The sequence below is a fragment of the Arthrobacter sp. zg-Y1171 genome (assembly GCF_025244845.1).
Taxonomy (GTDB): domain Bacteria; phylum Actinomycetota; class Actinomycetes; order Actinomycetales; family Micrococcaceae; genus Arthrobacter_B.
The window spans coordinates 3230046-3245119 of the sequence record NZ_CP104264.1 but is presented as its reverse complement, the minus strand read 5'-3'; the positions used below and the strand labels follow the sequence as shown (position 1 = coordinate 3245119).

Sequence of the window (15074 nt, the reverse complement as noted above, 5' to 3'; positions counted from 1 at the left end):
GGCTATGTTGTCGCATTCGACAGCACACTTACTTGAAACAGGGGTTCGAACCAAATGAACGCAGCTCGGGCAGTCTCCATGGCACCGGCATCTGAGGACGGTGGGTTGCTCGGCACCATCGACTCCGCGGTCAACTCCTTTTTCGAACCGATTACCACCGTGTTCTCCGGGATCGTGTTCTTCCCGGTCAGCATCGGCGACTTCAGTTTCCCCGTAGTGGTCGCCTGGCTGATCCTCGCCGGCATCGTCTTCACTTTCTACTTCGGCTTCATCCAGTTCCGCGGACTGAAGGTGGCCACCCAGGTGGTCCGCGGCAAATTCTCCTCCAAGGATGATCCGGGGGAGGTGCCGCATTTCCAGGCCCTTACCTCCGCCCTGTCCGGCACAGTCGGCCTCGGCAACATCGCCGGCGTCGGTGCGGCCATGGCCCTGGGCGGTCCCGGCGCAACCTTCTGGATGATCCTGGCCGGCCTGCTGGGCATGGCCTCGAAGTTCGCGGAATGCACGCTCGGCGTGAAGTACCGCGAAGTCCATGAAGACGGCTCGATCAGCGGCGGTCCGTTCAAGTACCTGCCGGTAGCCTTCCGGCGCCTGGGCCGCTGGCCCGCGAAGATCCTCACCGGAATCTTTGCGGTAGCGATCCTGATCTTCGGCATTGCCGGCGGCAACATGTTCCAGGCCAACCAGACCTTCGCGCAGATCCAGAACGTCACCGGCGGCGAGGACGGTCTCCTCGGCAGCGCGGGCGCGGCCCTGATCTTCGGACTGGTCCTGGCGGCCCTGGTGGCCGTGGTGATCCTCGGCGGCATCAAGTCCATCGGTGCCACCACTTCCAAGCTGGTGCCGGCCATGGGTGGCATCTACATTCTGGCCTGCCTGTTCGTCATCATCGTCAACTTCGAGAACGTGCCGGCAGCCTTCGGCGCCATCATCGAGGGGGCGTTCCGTCCCGAGGGCTTCGCCGGCGGCATCTTAGGCGTTATGATCGTGGGCTTCCAGCGGGCGTCCTTCTCGAACGAGGCGGGCGTCGGTTCCGCAGCTATCGCCCACTCGGCGGTCAAGACCCGCCGGCCGGTCAGCGAAGGCTTCGTGGCGCTCTTCGAACCGCTGGTGGACACCGTGCTCATCTGCACCATGACCGCCCTGGCCATCATCATGGCCTCCACCCCCAGCCTGCAGGCAGGAATTGACCAGGTCCAGGCCGGAGGCGACGCGCCCGACGGCGTCATCCTCACCTCCGATGCGTTCGCCACCGTCCTGCCGTGGTTCCCGATCGTGCTCTCCATCGCCGTGGCGCTCTTCGCCTACTCCACCCTGATCACCTGGTCCTACTACGGCCTGAAGTCCTGGGAGTACCTCTTCGGCCGCGGCAAGCGCCGCGAGATCGCCTACAAGGTCATCTTCCTGCTCTTCACCGTGGCCGGCTGCGTCCTGTCCTTCAGCCAGGTCATCAGCTTCGCCGACGCCGCGCTCTTTGTCTGCGCGTTCGTGAACCTGCTCGGCGTGTACCTGCTGCTGCCCGTGATCAAGAAGGAAATGAAGCAGTACCTGGCAGACCGCAAGAGCGGAAAGCTGGAGATGCTGGGCATTGACGACGACGACATCGAGGCCGCCGCCGCCACCGCGTAACCGTGCGTCGGGCAGGTGCCCTTGCTGCCAAACTCCTCCGCCGCTTCCGGGTATCGCCCGGAAGCCGCGGGGGAGTTTTTGGTTGAGCCCGTGCCGCGCAGGGTGGTAGACCGTAAGGAAATCTACGGACAGGGATGACGATGCCTAAGACCGGCAAGAACGACCGCGCAGTGAAGAGCGAACTGCCTTCGACCCTGCAGCGCTCGGATTCCAAGGCTCAGAACACGTTCGCCAAAACCTACGATTCCGCGGTGGAGGAATACGGCGACGGCGAGCGGGCCGCCCGGACGGCGTACGCCTCCCTCAAGCACACCCACGAAAAAGTGGGCGACCACTGGGAGGAAAAGGAGCAGAAAGGACCCTCCGATGCCCGTGCTGCCGAAGGGCGTACTTCGTCCAAGGACACGGCCGGAGGAGTGGACGCCAACGCGTCCAAGGCGCACTTGTACGAACTCGCGTCCCGGCTGGACATTCCCGGCCGCTCGAAGATGACCAAGGACGAGCTGGTGGAGGCGCTGCAGAAGGCCAGCGAAAAGCAGACCCGGAAGGCCCGGGAAAGCTAGCGGCGGGGCCCTAGCCGCGGCCGCCGAAAGGCATCCCGGCCGCGGTAACCAGCAGTGAGCGGACATTGGCCGACGCCGGGGCGGAGGCCATAAACAGTACGGCGGCAGCGGCCTCCTCCGCGGGGAACGAGGGTTCCTCGGCCCGGGTGCCGTTGGCCTGCAGCGCCCCCTGCCCGCCGCCGATCCCCGCAAGCAGGTCGGTGGCGGCGTTGCCGATGTCGATCTGCCCGCAGGTGATGCCGAAGGGGCGCCCGTCCAGGTCTATGGCCTTGGTCAGGCCGGTGACCGCGTGCTTGGTCGCGGTATACGCCGCCGAAAGTGGACGGGGCGTGTGCGCCGACACCGAGCCGTTGTTGATGATCCGGCCGCCGTGCGGGGACTGGGCCTTCATGTGCCGCACGGCCGCAGCGGCACACAGCATGGTGCCGGTGACGTTGACCGCCAGGGTCCGGTTCCAGTCCTCGATGCTCAGCTCGTCGATGCTGCCCGTGGGACCGAACGTCCCGGCATTGTTGAACAACACGTCTATCCGCCCGAATGCGCCGACGGCCGCGGCGAAAAGCCGCTCGACGTCGTCGGGCACCGTTATGTCCGCGGGCACCACGAGTGCCGCTTCGGAGCCGGCGGCGGTTTCCTGCAGCTCCGCCTCCCGGCGGCCGGCCAGGACCACCCGGAAACCGGCGGACAGGAAAGCCCGGGCCGTGGCACGGCCGATCCCCGAACCCGCCCCGGTAATAACGGCGGTCAGGGGCGGAGGTGTTTCGGTCGAACGGGTCTGGTTGTCCATCATTGCATTGTGCCTTGCCCTTCCTCCGGGCGGCACCGGTTCCGGAACGGGCCTGCCGCATCGCGTGCCGCTGCCTGCTGATTCCCGCAGGGGTCTGGCGGGCTGTCCGCCGCCGCCATACGATACCAAGCACAGTCTCGGATGTTCCTGGCAGGGCAGTACCCTTCGGCGGATCGGGATAGTTCCATGTCGACAGTGAAATACACCGCGGAACCGGACGGAACGTTTGTAGCGCCCCGGGTGGTGCCGGTGTCCAGGGGGCGGATCGTCGTCAACTGGATCACCTCCACGGACCACAAGACCATCGGCTACATGTACCTGATCACGTCCTTCGTCTTTTTCTCGCTGGCCGGTGTGATGGCACTGATTATCCGCGCCGAGCTGTTTGAACCGGGGATGCAGATCCTGCAGACGCGGGAGCAGTACAACCAGCTCTTCACGATGCACGGCACCGCCATGCTGCTGATGTTTGCCACTCCGCTTTTCGCCGGCTTCGCGAACGTGATCATGCCGCTGCAGATCGGGGCGCCCGACGTCGCGTTCCCGCGCCTGAACGCCTTGGCATTCTGGTTCTTCCTGTTTGGCTCGCTGATTGCACTGTCCGGGTTTATCACCCCGCAGGGCACCGCGTCCTTCGGCTGGACAGCCTATACGCCGCTGTCCAACGTCGCGTTCAGCCCCGGCCTCGGCGGTGACCTGTGGGTCTTCGGACTGGCGTTATCCGGCTTCGGCACCATCCTGGGCTCGGTCAACTTTGTCACCACCATCATCTGCCTGCGCGCGCCCGGCATGACCATGTGGCGGATGCCGATCTTCACCTGGAACACCCTCGTGACGGCGATTCTGGTCCTGATGGCGTTCCCGCCCCTGGCCGCAGCACTGTTCGCCCTGGGCGCGGACCGGCGCTTCGGGGCGGACATCTTCAACCCGGAACGCGGCGGCTCCATCCTCTGGCAGCACCTGTTCTGGTTCTTCGGCCATCCCGAGGTCTACATCATCGCGCTGCCGTTCTTCGGCATCGTCTCCGAAATCCTCCCGGTGTTCAGCCGGAAATCCATTTTCGGCTACAAGGGCCTGGTGTTCGCCACGATTGCCATCGCCGCCCTGTCGATGACCGTTTGGGCGCACCACATGTACGTGACCGGCGCCGTTATGCTGCCCTTCTTCTCCTTCATGACCATGCTGATCGCAGTGCCCACCGGGGTGAAGTTCTTCAACTGGATCGGCACCATGTGGCGGGGGTCCATTACCTTCGAAACCCCCATGCTCTGGAGCATCGGCTTCCTGATCACGTTCCTCTTCGGCGGACTGACCGGCATCATCCTGTCCTCCCCGCCGCTGGACTTCCACGTCTCGGACACGTACTTCGTGGTGGCGCACTTCCACTACGTGGTGTTCGGGACCGTGGTCTTTGCAATGTTCGCGGGATTCTATTTCTGGTGGCCCAAATTCACCGGGAAAATGCTGAACGAACGGCTCGGCAAGATCCACTTCTGGCTGCTTTTCCTGGGTTTCCACACCACGTTCCTGATCCAGCATTGGCTGGGCGTGCTGGGGATGCCCCGGCGGTACGCCGACTACCTGGTGGAGGACAACTTCGCCGGAATGAACCAGCTCTCCACCATCGGATCGGGCATCCTGGCGCTGTCCATGATTCCCTTCTTCTGGAATGTCTACAGCACCTGGCGGCACGGCAAGAAGGTCGAGGTGGATGATCCGTGGGGCTTCGGCGGATCGCTGGAGTGGGCCACTTCCTGCCCGCCGCCGCGGCACAACTTCACCTCGCTGCCGAAGATCCGCTCGGAACGGCCCGCGCTGGACCTCCACCATCCCGAACTGATGGCGCGCGCGAACTCCGACACGAATTCGCCGGCGGAAAAACTGTTCGGTGCTGCGGATATGGGCAGCGAGCAGCCGCGCAATCCCGATCCGCGGCAATAGGTAACCACTGCAGCCGCCGCCGCGGTTCCCGGGCCGTCACCGGCAGGGAACCGCGGCGGCGATTGTGTTTACGGCGCTTCGGTTTGGCTGAGCCGATTTTGTTCCGGGTGGTCACCAACCGTTGACCCTGCCAAGGGGCGGGCCTAGGGTCAACGCATCATCACCGTGGATGTGGAAACAAAAACAAAGGAGTTTTTGTGACGACTGCTGCTGCGTTCCAACAGCCCCTCGACCCGATGGCCGGTTCCCTGGCCCTGTCCGCCATCCTGGCCGCGCTGCCGCTGCTGATTCTGTTTGTCCTGCTGGGCGTGTTCCGGATGAAGGCCTACCAGGCGGCACTGATCAGCCTGGCACTGTCCATCATCCTTGCCGTCGTGGGCTGGAAGATGCCGGTGGGGCAGGTCCTTTCAGCCACGGGGCTCGGCGCCTTCTATGCCATCTTCCCCATCCTCTGGATCCTGATCAACGCCCTGTGGATCTACAAGCTGACCGTGGCAACGCCGTGGTTTGAGGTCCTGGGGCGCACCATCCGCTCCATCTCGGACGATCTGCGCATCCTGTCCATCCTGATCGCCTTCTGCTTCGGCGCCCTGCTGGAATCCCTGGCCGGCTTCGGAGCGCCCGTAGCCATCGCGGCTGCCATGCTGATGGCCGCAGGCATGAAGCCGCTGAAATCCGCCATGGTCGCCCTGCTGGCGAACACGGCGCCGGTGGCCTTCGGCGCCATGGCGGCACCGATCATCGCGCTGAACGGTGTCACGGGCATCCCGCTGCAGGAACTGTCCTCCATGACCGGACGGCAGACACCCTTCATTGCACTGGTGGTGCCGCTGATCCTGGTCTTCCTGGTGGACGGTAAACGCGGTCTGCGGCAGACGTGGCCGGTAGCACTGGTCGCCGGAGCGGCCTTCGGGCTGGCACAGTTCGCGGCCTCGAACTTCTTCATTGTGGAACTGACCGACGTCGTTGCCGCCGTCGTGACAGTGGTGGCAGTACTCCTGATGCTCCGGGTCTGGCAGCCGTCCGAGATCATCGGCATGACCGGTGAAACCCGCGAGGCCGAGAAGGCAGGGGAAACCGCGTCGGTGTCGGAAACGGAATCCGTCGGAACGGACACCCTCACCGGAGCGGGCCGCGGTTCCGCACCAGGGGCCGGAACCAGTGCCGCAAGCGGAGGGGCTGCCGGGGGAGCAACCGCCGTGGGCGCGGGGGCCGACGGCGGGGAGGGAGACGGAGCTGCCAGCGGCACCACCTCGTCCACCGGACGGCCCTCCGGACACGATGTCTGGATGGCCATCGCACCTTATCTGGTGATCATCGTGGTGTTCTCCATTGCCCAGGTTCCCGTGGTCAAGACCTGGCTGACCAGCATCGGCAGCACCACGTTCCTGTGGCCGGGACTCGACGTCACCGGAAACAACGGCAAACCGGCGGCTGCCCAGACACTGCGTTTTGACCACATCCGGGCCACCGGCACCCTGCTGCTTTTCTCCGGCATCATCACCATGGTGCTGTACCGGATCGCGGCGGGCCGCGGAGTACGCGTCTACGGAGAAACGCTGAAGCAGCTGCGCTGGACCATCCTGACCGTCTGCTCCGTGCTGGCCCTGTCCTTCGTGATGAACCTTTCCGGCCAGACCACCACCCTCGGGGTCGCCCTGGCCTCCGCGGGAAGCTTCTTCGCACTGCTTTCCCCTCTGCTGGGGTGGATCGGCGTGGCCCTTACGGGTTCCGACACCTCCTCGAACTCCCTGTTCGGCGCCCTGCAGGTAGCCGCGGCCAACGAAACCGGGCTGTCGCCCACGCTCATGGCCGCAGCCAACTCCTCCGCAGGCGTTATGGGCAAGATGCTTTCGCTGCAGAACCTGGCCATCGCCTCCGCCGCTGTAGGCCTGGAGGGGGCGGAAGGAACCCTGCTGCGCAAACTCATCGGCTGGAGCCTTGGCCTGCTGGCGTTCATCACCGTGCTGATCTGGCTGCAGTCCACGTCGATTCTTGGCTGGATGGTCCCCTAATCCCTGCCCGAACCACCTCCCCGAACTACAAGGAGAAGTCCCGTGAGCACGCACTCCCTCAACCCGGTTCCCGCTAACACTGCCGGCTCCGGCAGCACCGTCCTAAGCGGCTTCCCTTCCGTTTCCTTCCTGGAAGCGGACCGGCAACGGGTGAGCACCGACAGGTCCGGCTTCGTTCCGGAATCGCTGCCGGACGGCGTGGTTCTCGCCCGCACCGCCGACGACGTCGTCGCCACCCTCAAGTTGGCCACCGAACACCGCATACCCGTGGTTCCGCGGGGAGCCGGCACCGGGCTCGCCGCGGCGTCGTCCTCCCGGGCCGGGGAACTGGTGCTCGATGTTTCGGGCATGAACCGGATCCTGCGCATCGACCCCGTGGAGCAGTTGGCCGTGGTGGAGCCCGGAGTGCTCAACGCCGACCTCAATGCGGCCGCCGCGGAGTATGGGCTCTTCTATGCACCGGATCCGGCAAGCACCGCCATCTGCAGCATCGGCGGCAACATCGCCACGAACGCCGGCGGCATGCGCTGCGCCAAGTACGGCGTCACCCGGGAATCGGTGCTGGCCCTGCGCGTGATCCTGGCGGACGGACGGGAACTGCGGACCGGCCGCGAAACCATCAAGGGTGTCAGCGGCTATGACCTCAACGCCCTGATGATCGGTTCGGAGGGGACGCTGGGGGTGGTGGTCGAAGCCACGCTGCGGCTGCGCCCGCTACCGGTGCATACCGCCACAGTGGCTGCCTTCTTCCCGGACGTCACCGCCGCTGCCCAGGCCGCGTCCGCCGTCGTAGCCGCCCGGATCCAGCCGTCCGTGATGGAGCTGATGGACGGACAAACGCTGGAAGCGGTGGATATGGCCATGGGGACGGATTACCGCTCAAAGGGCGGAGCGTTCCTGCTGGTGCAGACGGACGGGTACGGTGCGTTCCTTGAACAGGACGTGGTGATGGACGTCCTGACGACGCTGGGCAGCTGCGAAAGGGCCGTCGACGACGAGCACGCCGCCGCGCTGATCACTGCGCGCCGGGAAGCCATCCCCTCACTGGAGAAGCTGGGCCGGGTGTCGATCGGCGATATCGGCGTTCCCCGGGGACGGCTGGCGGAAGTGGTGACTGGGCTCGAAGAAATCTCCGCGCGCACCGGGGTCCGCATCTTCACCATCGCGCATGCCTCCGACGGGAACCTGCATCCCATGATCGTGCTGGACCCGGAGGACTCGGTCACCACCGGTCCGGCGAAAGCGGCCCTGGGGGAGATGTTCCACCTTGCCCATGGACTGGGCGGCACCCTCACCGGCGAACACGGCATCGGGCTGCTCAAGCGGGATTGGCTGGCAGAGGAGCTGGGCGAGGTATCCCTCGAGGTCATGCACACCATCCGCACCGCCCTGGACCCGCTGGGCATCCTCAACCCGGGAAAGGCGCTCTAGGCCGGGCCGGCCCCCGGGACCGGGGGCCGGCGCAACAGTACCCGGGGGCGCCGCGGTGCCGCGGTTTCGGTGGCGCACGCCCCGGGCGGGGCCTACCCTGTGCAGTCCACCAGCTGTTTATCCCCGTGAGGAGGGGCCATGCGCCGACTGCCCTTGGTTACTGTTGCCGACAAACTGGAAAACGCGGGCTGGCTGGACCCTGCAGCCGGCTGGATGGCGAAGACCGTGAAGTCGGTGCTGCCCTGGCCTGCCGTCCGGGACGTCCTGCACGGCGTCCCCTTGGGACATCCCCTGCACCCGCTGATGATCGTGGTGCCGCTGGGAGCGTGGGTTTCCGCTGCCGTGCTGGACGTGCTGCCCGGTAACGAGCGGGCCGCCCGGACCCTGGTTGGCGTGGGCGTAGCAGCGGCTGGTCCCACGGCGCTCGCGGGCGCCGCGGACTTCTCCCAGCTGGATACCGAACAGCGGCGCACCGGAATTGTGCACCAGGGCGCCAACGCACTCGCCGTCGGCCTCTATTCCGCCTCCTGGCTGGTGCGGGGGCGGGGCCGGACGGGCCTGGGCCGGGTCCTGGCCTTCACCGGCCTTGCAGTCACCGGTGCCGGCGGCTTCCTGGGCGGACACCTGTCCTACCGGCAGGGGGCGGGAGTCAACCGCAATGGGGACTTCGCCGGGAAGGTGCCGGAAGGCTGGCACTCGCTGGGACCCGCGGCGTCGTTCGCTTCGGGGGTTCCGCAGCCGGCCCGGCTCGGAACGGTGAACCTCATGGTGCTTAAACGGACCGACGGCGCCGCGGACGGTGCGGTTTCCGTCCTGGCGGACACATGCAGCCATCTCGGCGGTCCCCTGCACGAGGGTGAGCTCCGCCAAGTGAAAAACGAGCTGTGCATTGTCTGTCCCTGGCACGGCAGCACGTTCTCCGTGCAGTCGGGTGAAGTGGTGCACGGACCGGCTACCTCCCCGCAGCCGGTTTTTTCCACCCGGATCCGGGACGGTCTGCTGGAAGTGAGCGTTAAGCCTTAAACCTGTCCGCTGCACTACGCAAGGAGCCTGCAATGCGTACAACTTCACTGGGAGCCAATGGTCCAGAGGTCGGCGTCATCGGCCTGGGTTGCATGGGCATGAGCTACGCCTACGACATGAATGCGGAACGCGACGACGAAACCTCTATCTCGGTAATCCGCGGAGCGATCGAACTCGGGACCACCCTGATTGACACCGCCGACGTGTACGGCCCCTACACCAATGAGGAACTCGTGGGGCAGGCGTTGAAGGACGGCTACCGGGAGCGGGTGGTGCTGTCTACCAAGGTGGGGCTGGAGGTCAGCAACGAGGCCCCGGCTGCCGGAACCATGCCCGGACTGAAGAAGGACGGCCGCCCCGAGCACATCCGCGCATCCATCGATGCGAGCCTGCGCCGGCTCGGCACCGATCACGTGGACTTATACATCCTGCACCGGGTGGATCCGCAGGTGCCGCTTGAGGAATCCTGGGGCGCCATGGCCCAGGTGGTCCGTGACGGCAAGGCCCGGGCCATCGGCCTGTCCGAGGCCGGCGTGGAACAGATCCGGCTGGCGCAGACGGTGCATCCGGTGACCGCCGTGCAGTCCGAACTCTCGCTCTGGACCCGGGACCGGCTGGCCGACGTCGTGCCCTACTGCGAGGAGCAGGGGATGGCGTTCCTGCCCTTCTCGCCGCTGGGCCGCGGTTTCCTCACCGGCCGCTTCACCTCCTTCGACGACCTGCCCGCTGATGACATGCGCCGCAGGCTTCCGCGCTTCCAGCAGGAGAACCTCAAGGCAAACCTCGCCATTGTGCAACGGGTGCACGACGTCGCGGCACGGGTGGGGGCCACGCCCGCCCAGGTGGCGCTGGCGTGGACGGTGGCCCAGGGCCGGCGGGTAATTCCGATTCCCGGCACCAAGACCCCCAAATACCTGCGCGAAAACGTGGGTGCCGGGGACCTGGTGCTCAGTGGCGAGGACCTGGCATTGCTCAATGACGCACCGCAGCCGGAGGGCGCCCGGTACTGACCCGGCGGATCGCGTCAGGCCCCGCCCACTGCCGTCAGATCCGCGCGGACCTGCTCGGGTATCGACGCCTTCCGGAATCGTTTGCACCGAGTGCAATGATGCACGTAGTGTAGAAACGTGCTCACCACCCTCCCGGTTGAAGACCGCCGCAAAGCGCTGAAAAGCCGCCACCGGCAGGACATTGTTGCTGCCGCGGCCGCGCTGATGGACGAACGCCAGGCCACGGACTTCACCGTGGACGAGTTGGCGCAGCGCGCAGACGTTTCGCGCCGCACGGTGTTCAACCACTTTGCCTCCATCAACGACATTGTCTCGGAGGTGTGCAGCGACATACTCAGCGCCGCCGTCGCCAGCCTGACCGCCGTCCCGGCGTCCGACGGCCCGGCCGTGCTGGACGAAATTGCCGAGGCCTTCCGCAAGGCGGACCTGGTGGCACCCATGGCCTACCTGAACCGCGTGCTCGGCGACGGCGGGCCGGCGGTGACGGCACATCCCATGGCCCTGCGGGCCTTCACCGAGCTCAGCGAACGGCTGTCAGCCGTGATGCTCAGCCGCCACCCCGAGGCCGACAAGCTCAGCGTGCACCTTCTGGTGGGCGCCCTGACCAGCGGGCTTGGGGTGCTGTACCACCACTGGCATTGCGCCACCGGCGCCGTCGACACCCCGGAGTCCCGGCGCAGCTGGGCGCGGATGCTGGACCAGCTCCTCGAAACCGTCCGTACCGGCCATGCCGCCGGACCGGCCGGCCAGGCCGGCCAACCCTGCCCTAGTTCCGTAGTTTCCTCCAACCATCCCTCTAAAGGACAGACTCTCAATGGCTGAATTCCTCTACCGCCTCGGAGCAGCTGCAGCCCGCCGTGCACGCACTGTGCTGGCGGCGTGGTTCGCAGTGCTCGTGGTGGCCGGCGTGGCCTTCACGCTCTTCAGCGGTACCCTCACCACCGCGTTCTCCATTCCCGACACGCCCACCACCCAGGTCACCGAACGCCTGCAGGAAAAGCTTCCGCAGGCATCGGGCGGCTCCGGCTCCGTGATGGTCCAGACGGAGGACGGCTCCCGCTTCACCGACGCCCAGCAGCAGGAAATCACCGCTCTGGTGAACAAGGCAGCCGAGATCGACGGCGTGGAAAACGTCATCGATCCGTTCGCCACCGAGGCGGACCGGGCCAAGCAGGGGCAGGAGCTCGAGGCAGGCCTGGCGCAGGTTGAGGCGGGCCGCGCCCAGATCGAGGACGGCCGCGCCCAGCTGGAGGCCGGGCAGGCCCAGCTCGACACCGCACGGCAGCAGGCCGAAGCAGCCGGCGCCCCCGCCGAAATGATGGCGGCGCTGGACGCGCAGCAGGCCGAACTGGATGCCAAGCGCGCGGAACTGGACGCCGGCAGTGAAGAGCTGGAAGCCGGCGCGGTGCAGGCCGAACAGGGTGCAGCCCTGCTGGACATGGCCAAGGAGATCCGCATGGTTTCCGAGGACGGCAGCGCCGCCATCCTGAACGTGACCTTCACGGATACGCAGATGGAAGTGACGGAGGAAACCAAGGACGCCCTGGTGGCCGTCTTTGAAGACGAGCCTATCGACGGGGTGAAAGTGGATTACTCCGCCGAGATCTCCGCCGCGGTGCCTGCACTCTTCGGCATCGGTGAAGTAGTTGGCCTCGTCATCGCAGGAATCGTCCTGTTTGTGATGCTGGGGACCCTGATCGGTGCCGGCCTGCCGCTGCTGACCGCCCTGATCGGTGTGGGCATCGGCGCCCTCGGCGCGCTGGCCTTCTCCGGCGTCGTCGAAATGGCGTCGGTAACCCCCGTACTCGGCCTGATGCTTGGCCTGGCAGTGGGCATTGACTACGCACTGTTCATCGTCAACCGGCATCGCCGGCAGCTCAAGACCGGCCTCTCCCTGCAGGAATCCATTGCGCTGGCCAACGGCACCTCCGGCAACGCCGTGGTGTTCGCCGGTGCCACCGTGTTCATCGCCCTGCTCGCCCTGAACATCACGGGCATCCCGTTCCTGGGCCTCATGGGAACCGTGGGGGCAGCCTGTGTTGCCATCGCTGTCCTGGTTGCGGTCACCCTGACCCCGGCACTGCTGAAGCTTGTAGGCATGCGCATCCTCAGCCGCAAGGAACGCGCTGCCATCACCCCGGCCGAGGGCGCCGACTCCAAGGAAGGCCGCCCGCAGCTCGCCGAGGCCAAGCCCATGTCGACCGGCCGTGCAGTGATCACGGTTGTTGCCTCCATTGCCGCGCTGCTGCTGCTGGCGGTGCCTTCCATGGACCTCCGGCTGAACCTTCCCGACGGTTCTTCCGAATCCCACGACACCACCCAGTACCGGGCTTACGCTGCAGTCTCTGAGAAGTTCGGGGAAGGCCAGAACGGCCCGCTGCTGCTGGTGGCCGAGCTGCCCGGCGAGCCTAGCGAAGAGGAAGCACTGGTAGCCCAGAATGAGATTGCCAGCGCCATCTTCGACCAGGACGATGTGGCGGCAGTGGCCCCCATCGGTACCTCCGAGGACCGCAGCGTGGCCGCCTTCCAGGTGATCCCGGAAGAAGGCCCCACGAGCGAATCCACCGAGGCCCTGGTGAACTCGCTGCGCGGCATGTCCCCGATTGAGGGTGAGAACGGCGACTACGAGATCGGCGTGGCCGGCTCCGCCAGCGGCAACATCGACATCTCCGAGAAGCTGGGCGAAGCCCTGCCGCTCTACCTCGGCGTGGTGGTGGGACTGTCCCTGCTGATCCTGATCCTGGTGTTCCGGTCCATCTTTGTTCCGATCATCGCCACGCTCGGCTTCATCCTGTCCTACTTCGCCGCGCTCGGCGGCGTGGTGGCCATCTACCAGTGGGGCTGGCTGTCCGGCATCTTCGGGGTGGAAACCCCCGGCCCGATCCTGAGCTTCCTGCCGACCATCCTGGCGGGCATCCTCTTCGGACTCGCCATGGACTACATGCTCTTCCTCGGTTCGGGCATGCGGGAGGCCTACGTCCACGGAGCCCCTGCACGCCTCGCCGTGGCGCAGGGCTTCCGCGCCGGCCGCTCGGTGGTTGCCGCGGCCGCCATCATCATGGCGTCCGTGTTCGGCGGGTTCATCTTCTCGCACAGCACGATGATCCGGCCGATTGGTTTCGCCCTGGCCTTCGGTGTCCTGGTTGATGCCTTCGTGGTCCGGATGCTGCTGATCCCGGCTCTGATGCACCTTGCCGGCGACAAGGCCTGGTGGCTGCCGAAGTGGGTGGACAAGATCCTGCCGGACGTCGACGTCGAGGGCGCGTCCCTGGAACGCCGCCATCCGCACGTCGATGAGCAGCACTCAGAGGTGGAGGAACCGGTCCGGAGCTAGTTTCCGCCCGTTTCCTGAGAACAAAAGGTGCCGCCCTTCCTTCGGGAAGGGCGGCACCTTTTTGGTTCGGGAATGGGAGTCCGGGAAGAGCGTGCCTAGACGGCTGCGGCCTCTTCGGCCGGAGCTTCCACGGACGCACGCGTGAGCAGCAGGAAGGACGCGGCGGCCAGGACCAGGAAACCGAGCATGGCGACGCCCATCGGCACGCCGGTCTCTTCGCCCCACAGGCCAACCAGCGGGGACACGAGGGCTGCCAGCAGGAACTGCAGGGAGCCCAGGAAAGCGGAGCCGGTGCCGGCGTGGTGCCCGGCCTCTTCGAGCGCCAGCGCCGTGGCGTTGCCGAAGATCAGGCCCAGGGAACCCTGGAAGACGGCGAACAGCACCAGGGTGGGGACTGTCGGGGTGCCGTTGGACACCGAAATGAGCATGCCGGCAGCCGCCAGGACGGCGACGGACAGGCCAACGGCGATCATCAGGCGGTACGGTGCCTTGCCCGCCAGGGCGGCAGCTACGGCACTGACGATGGTGATGGCGACGGCGTTCATGGCGAACACGAGTGAGAACCGGGTTTCGGACATGCCCAGGATGTTCTGGATGACGAACGGGGAGGCGGCGATGTACGCAAAGAGGCCAGCGAAGGAGAAGCAGAAGGTCAGCAGGTAGCCGGTGTAGTTGCGGTTGCGGAGTACTTCTCCCGCCACGCGGAAGGTGGTCTTGAGGCCGCCGCGGTTGCGGTCGGCGTCGGGCAGGGTTTCCTTCACTCCGAACAGTGCGCCCAGGAACATCAGCAGGACCAGGACCGCGAGGACCCAGAACACCATCCGCCAGCCGCCGGCGGCAATGATGCCGCCGCCGGCCAGCGGGCCGATCACGGGGGCAATGACGCTGATCATGGTCAGCACACCCAGCAGCTTGGCAGCTGCCGCGCCGCGGGAGGTGTCCGAGACAATGGCGCGGGCCAGCACAATGCCGGCGGCGCCGCCGAGGCCCTGCAGGAAGCGGGCGGTGGCCAGGATTTCAACGTTCGGGGCAGCGGCGCAGAGCACGGTGGCCAGCAAGGCAACGAAGGAGCCGACCAGCAGCGGCTTGCGGCGGCCGACGCCGTCGGAGAGCGGGCCGATAACCAGCTGACCGAGGGCCAGGCCCACCAGGAACGCCGTCATGGTGAGCTGGATGCCGGTGGCGCTGGTGTTCAGGTCATGCGCCATGTGCGGGAAGGCCGGCAGATACATGTCGATGGACAGCGGGGCCACCGCGGTCAGCAGGGCCAGGATGCCCGTCAGCATGCCGGCGTTGGGCCGCTTGGAGGGCGGTGCGGGGAGCGTGGTGCTCGTCATGGAA

Annotated in this window: 11 protein-coding genes; 9 read left to right on the top strand and 2 right to left on the bottom strand. The window is 66.3% G+C overall.

Annotated features, from left to right (window positions below):
- Positions 1-78 precede the first annotated feature (78 nt).
- Positions 79-1629 (top strand): sodium:alanine symporter family protein, encoded by a 1551-nt coding sequence (locus tag N2L00_RS15285; protein WP_260554394.1) that lies wholly within the window; start codon positions 79-81, stop codon positions 1627-1629.
- 140 nt (positions 1630-1769) lie between these two features.
- Positions 1770-2192: a ChaB family protein gene (locus N2L00_RS15280; protein WP_255862796.1), complete on the top strand. Its 423-nt coding sequence runs from the start codon at positions 1770-1772 to the stop codon at positions 2190-2192.
- Between the two features lie 10 nt (positions 2193-2202).
- Here N2L00_RS15280 and N2L00_RS15275 read toward each other — a convergent pair whose 3' ends face one another.
- Positions 2203-2979 (bottom strand): SDR family oxidoreductase, encoded by a 777-nt coding sequence (locus N2L00_RS15275; RefSeq protein ID WP_255862315.1) that lies wholly within the window; start codon positions 2977-2979, stop codon positions 2203-2205.
- A gap of 186 nt (positions 2980-3165) precedes the next feature.
- Here N2L00_RS15275 and ctaD point away from each other — a divergent pair, with 186 nt between their 5' ends.
- The 7 genes from ctaD to N2L00_RS15240 all read left to right on the top strand — a co-directional run bounded on the left by ctaD (position 3166) and on the right by N2L00_RS15240 (position 13733).
- On the top strand, positions 3166-4920 hold the full coding sequence (gene ctaD / locus N2L00_RS15270; RefSeq protein ID WP_255765367.1) for a cytochrome c oxidase subunit I: 1755 nt from the start codon (positions 3166-3168) through the stop codon (positions 4918-4920).
- Positions 4921-5156: 236 nt separating this feature from the next.
- Positions 5157-6935 carry an L-lactate permease gene (locus N2L00_RS15265; protein WP_255862797.1) on the top strand — a complete coding sequence of 593 codons (1779 nt, stop codon included), beginning with the start codon at positions 5157-5159 and terminating at the stop codon, positions 6933-6935.
- A 42-nt stretch (positions 6936-6977) separates the two neighbouring features.
- A complete protein-coding gene (locus N2L00_RS15260; RefSeq protein ID WP_255765365.1) occupies positions 6978-8366 on the top strand; it encodes an FAD-binding oxidoreductase in 1389 nt (462 codons plus the stop codon).
- A 138-nt stretch (positions 8367-8504) separates the two neighbouring features.
- Positions 8505-9389: a Rieske 2Fe-2S domain-containing protein gene (locus N2L00_RS15255; protein WP_255765364.1), complete on the top strand. Its 885-nt coding sequence runs from the start codon at positions 8505-8507 to the stop codon at positions 9387-9389.
- A 32-nt stretch (positions 9390-9421) separates the two neighbouring features.
- The gene (locus tag N2L00_RS15250; RefSeq protein ID WP_255765363.1) at positions 9422-10399 is read left to right on the top strand and encodes an aldo/keto reductase; all 978 of its coding nucleotides are present in this window, start codon (positions 9422-9424) and stop codon (positions 10397-10399) included.
- 117 nt (positions 10400-10516) lie between these two features.
- Positions 10517-11221, top strand: a complete 705-nt coding sequence (locus N2L00_RS15245; RefSeq protein ID WP_255765362.1) for a TetR/AcrR family transcriptional regulator — start codon at positions 10517-10519, stop codon at positions 11219-11221.
- On the top strand, positions 11214-13733 hold the full coding sequence (locus N2L00_RS15240; protein ID WP_255765361.1) for an MMPL family transporter: 2520 nt from the start codon (positions 11214-11216) through the stop codon (positions 13731-13733). Before N2L00_RS15245 ends, N2L00_RS15240 begins: the two co-directional genes overlap by 8 nt.
- Before the next feature lie 95 nt (positions 13734-13828).
- On the opposite strand, the gene N2L00_RS15235 is transcribed toward N2L00_RS15240, so the two are convergent.
- The gene (locus N2L00_RS15235; RefSeq protein ID WP_255765360.1) at positions 13829-15070 is read right to left on the bottom strand and encodes a multidrug effflux MFS transporter; all 1242 of its coding nucleotides are present in this window, start codon (positions 15068-15070) and stop codon (positions 13829-13831) included.
- Positions 15071-15074 lie beyond the last annotated feature (4 nt).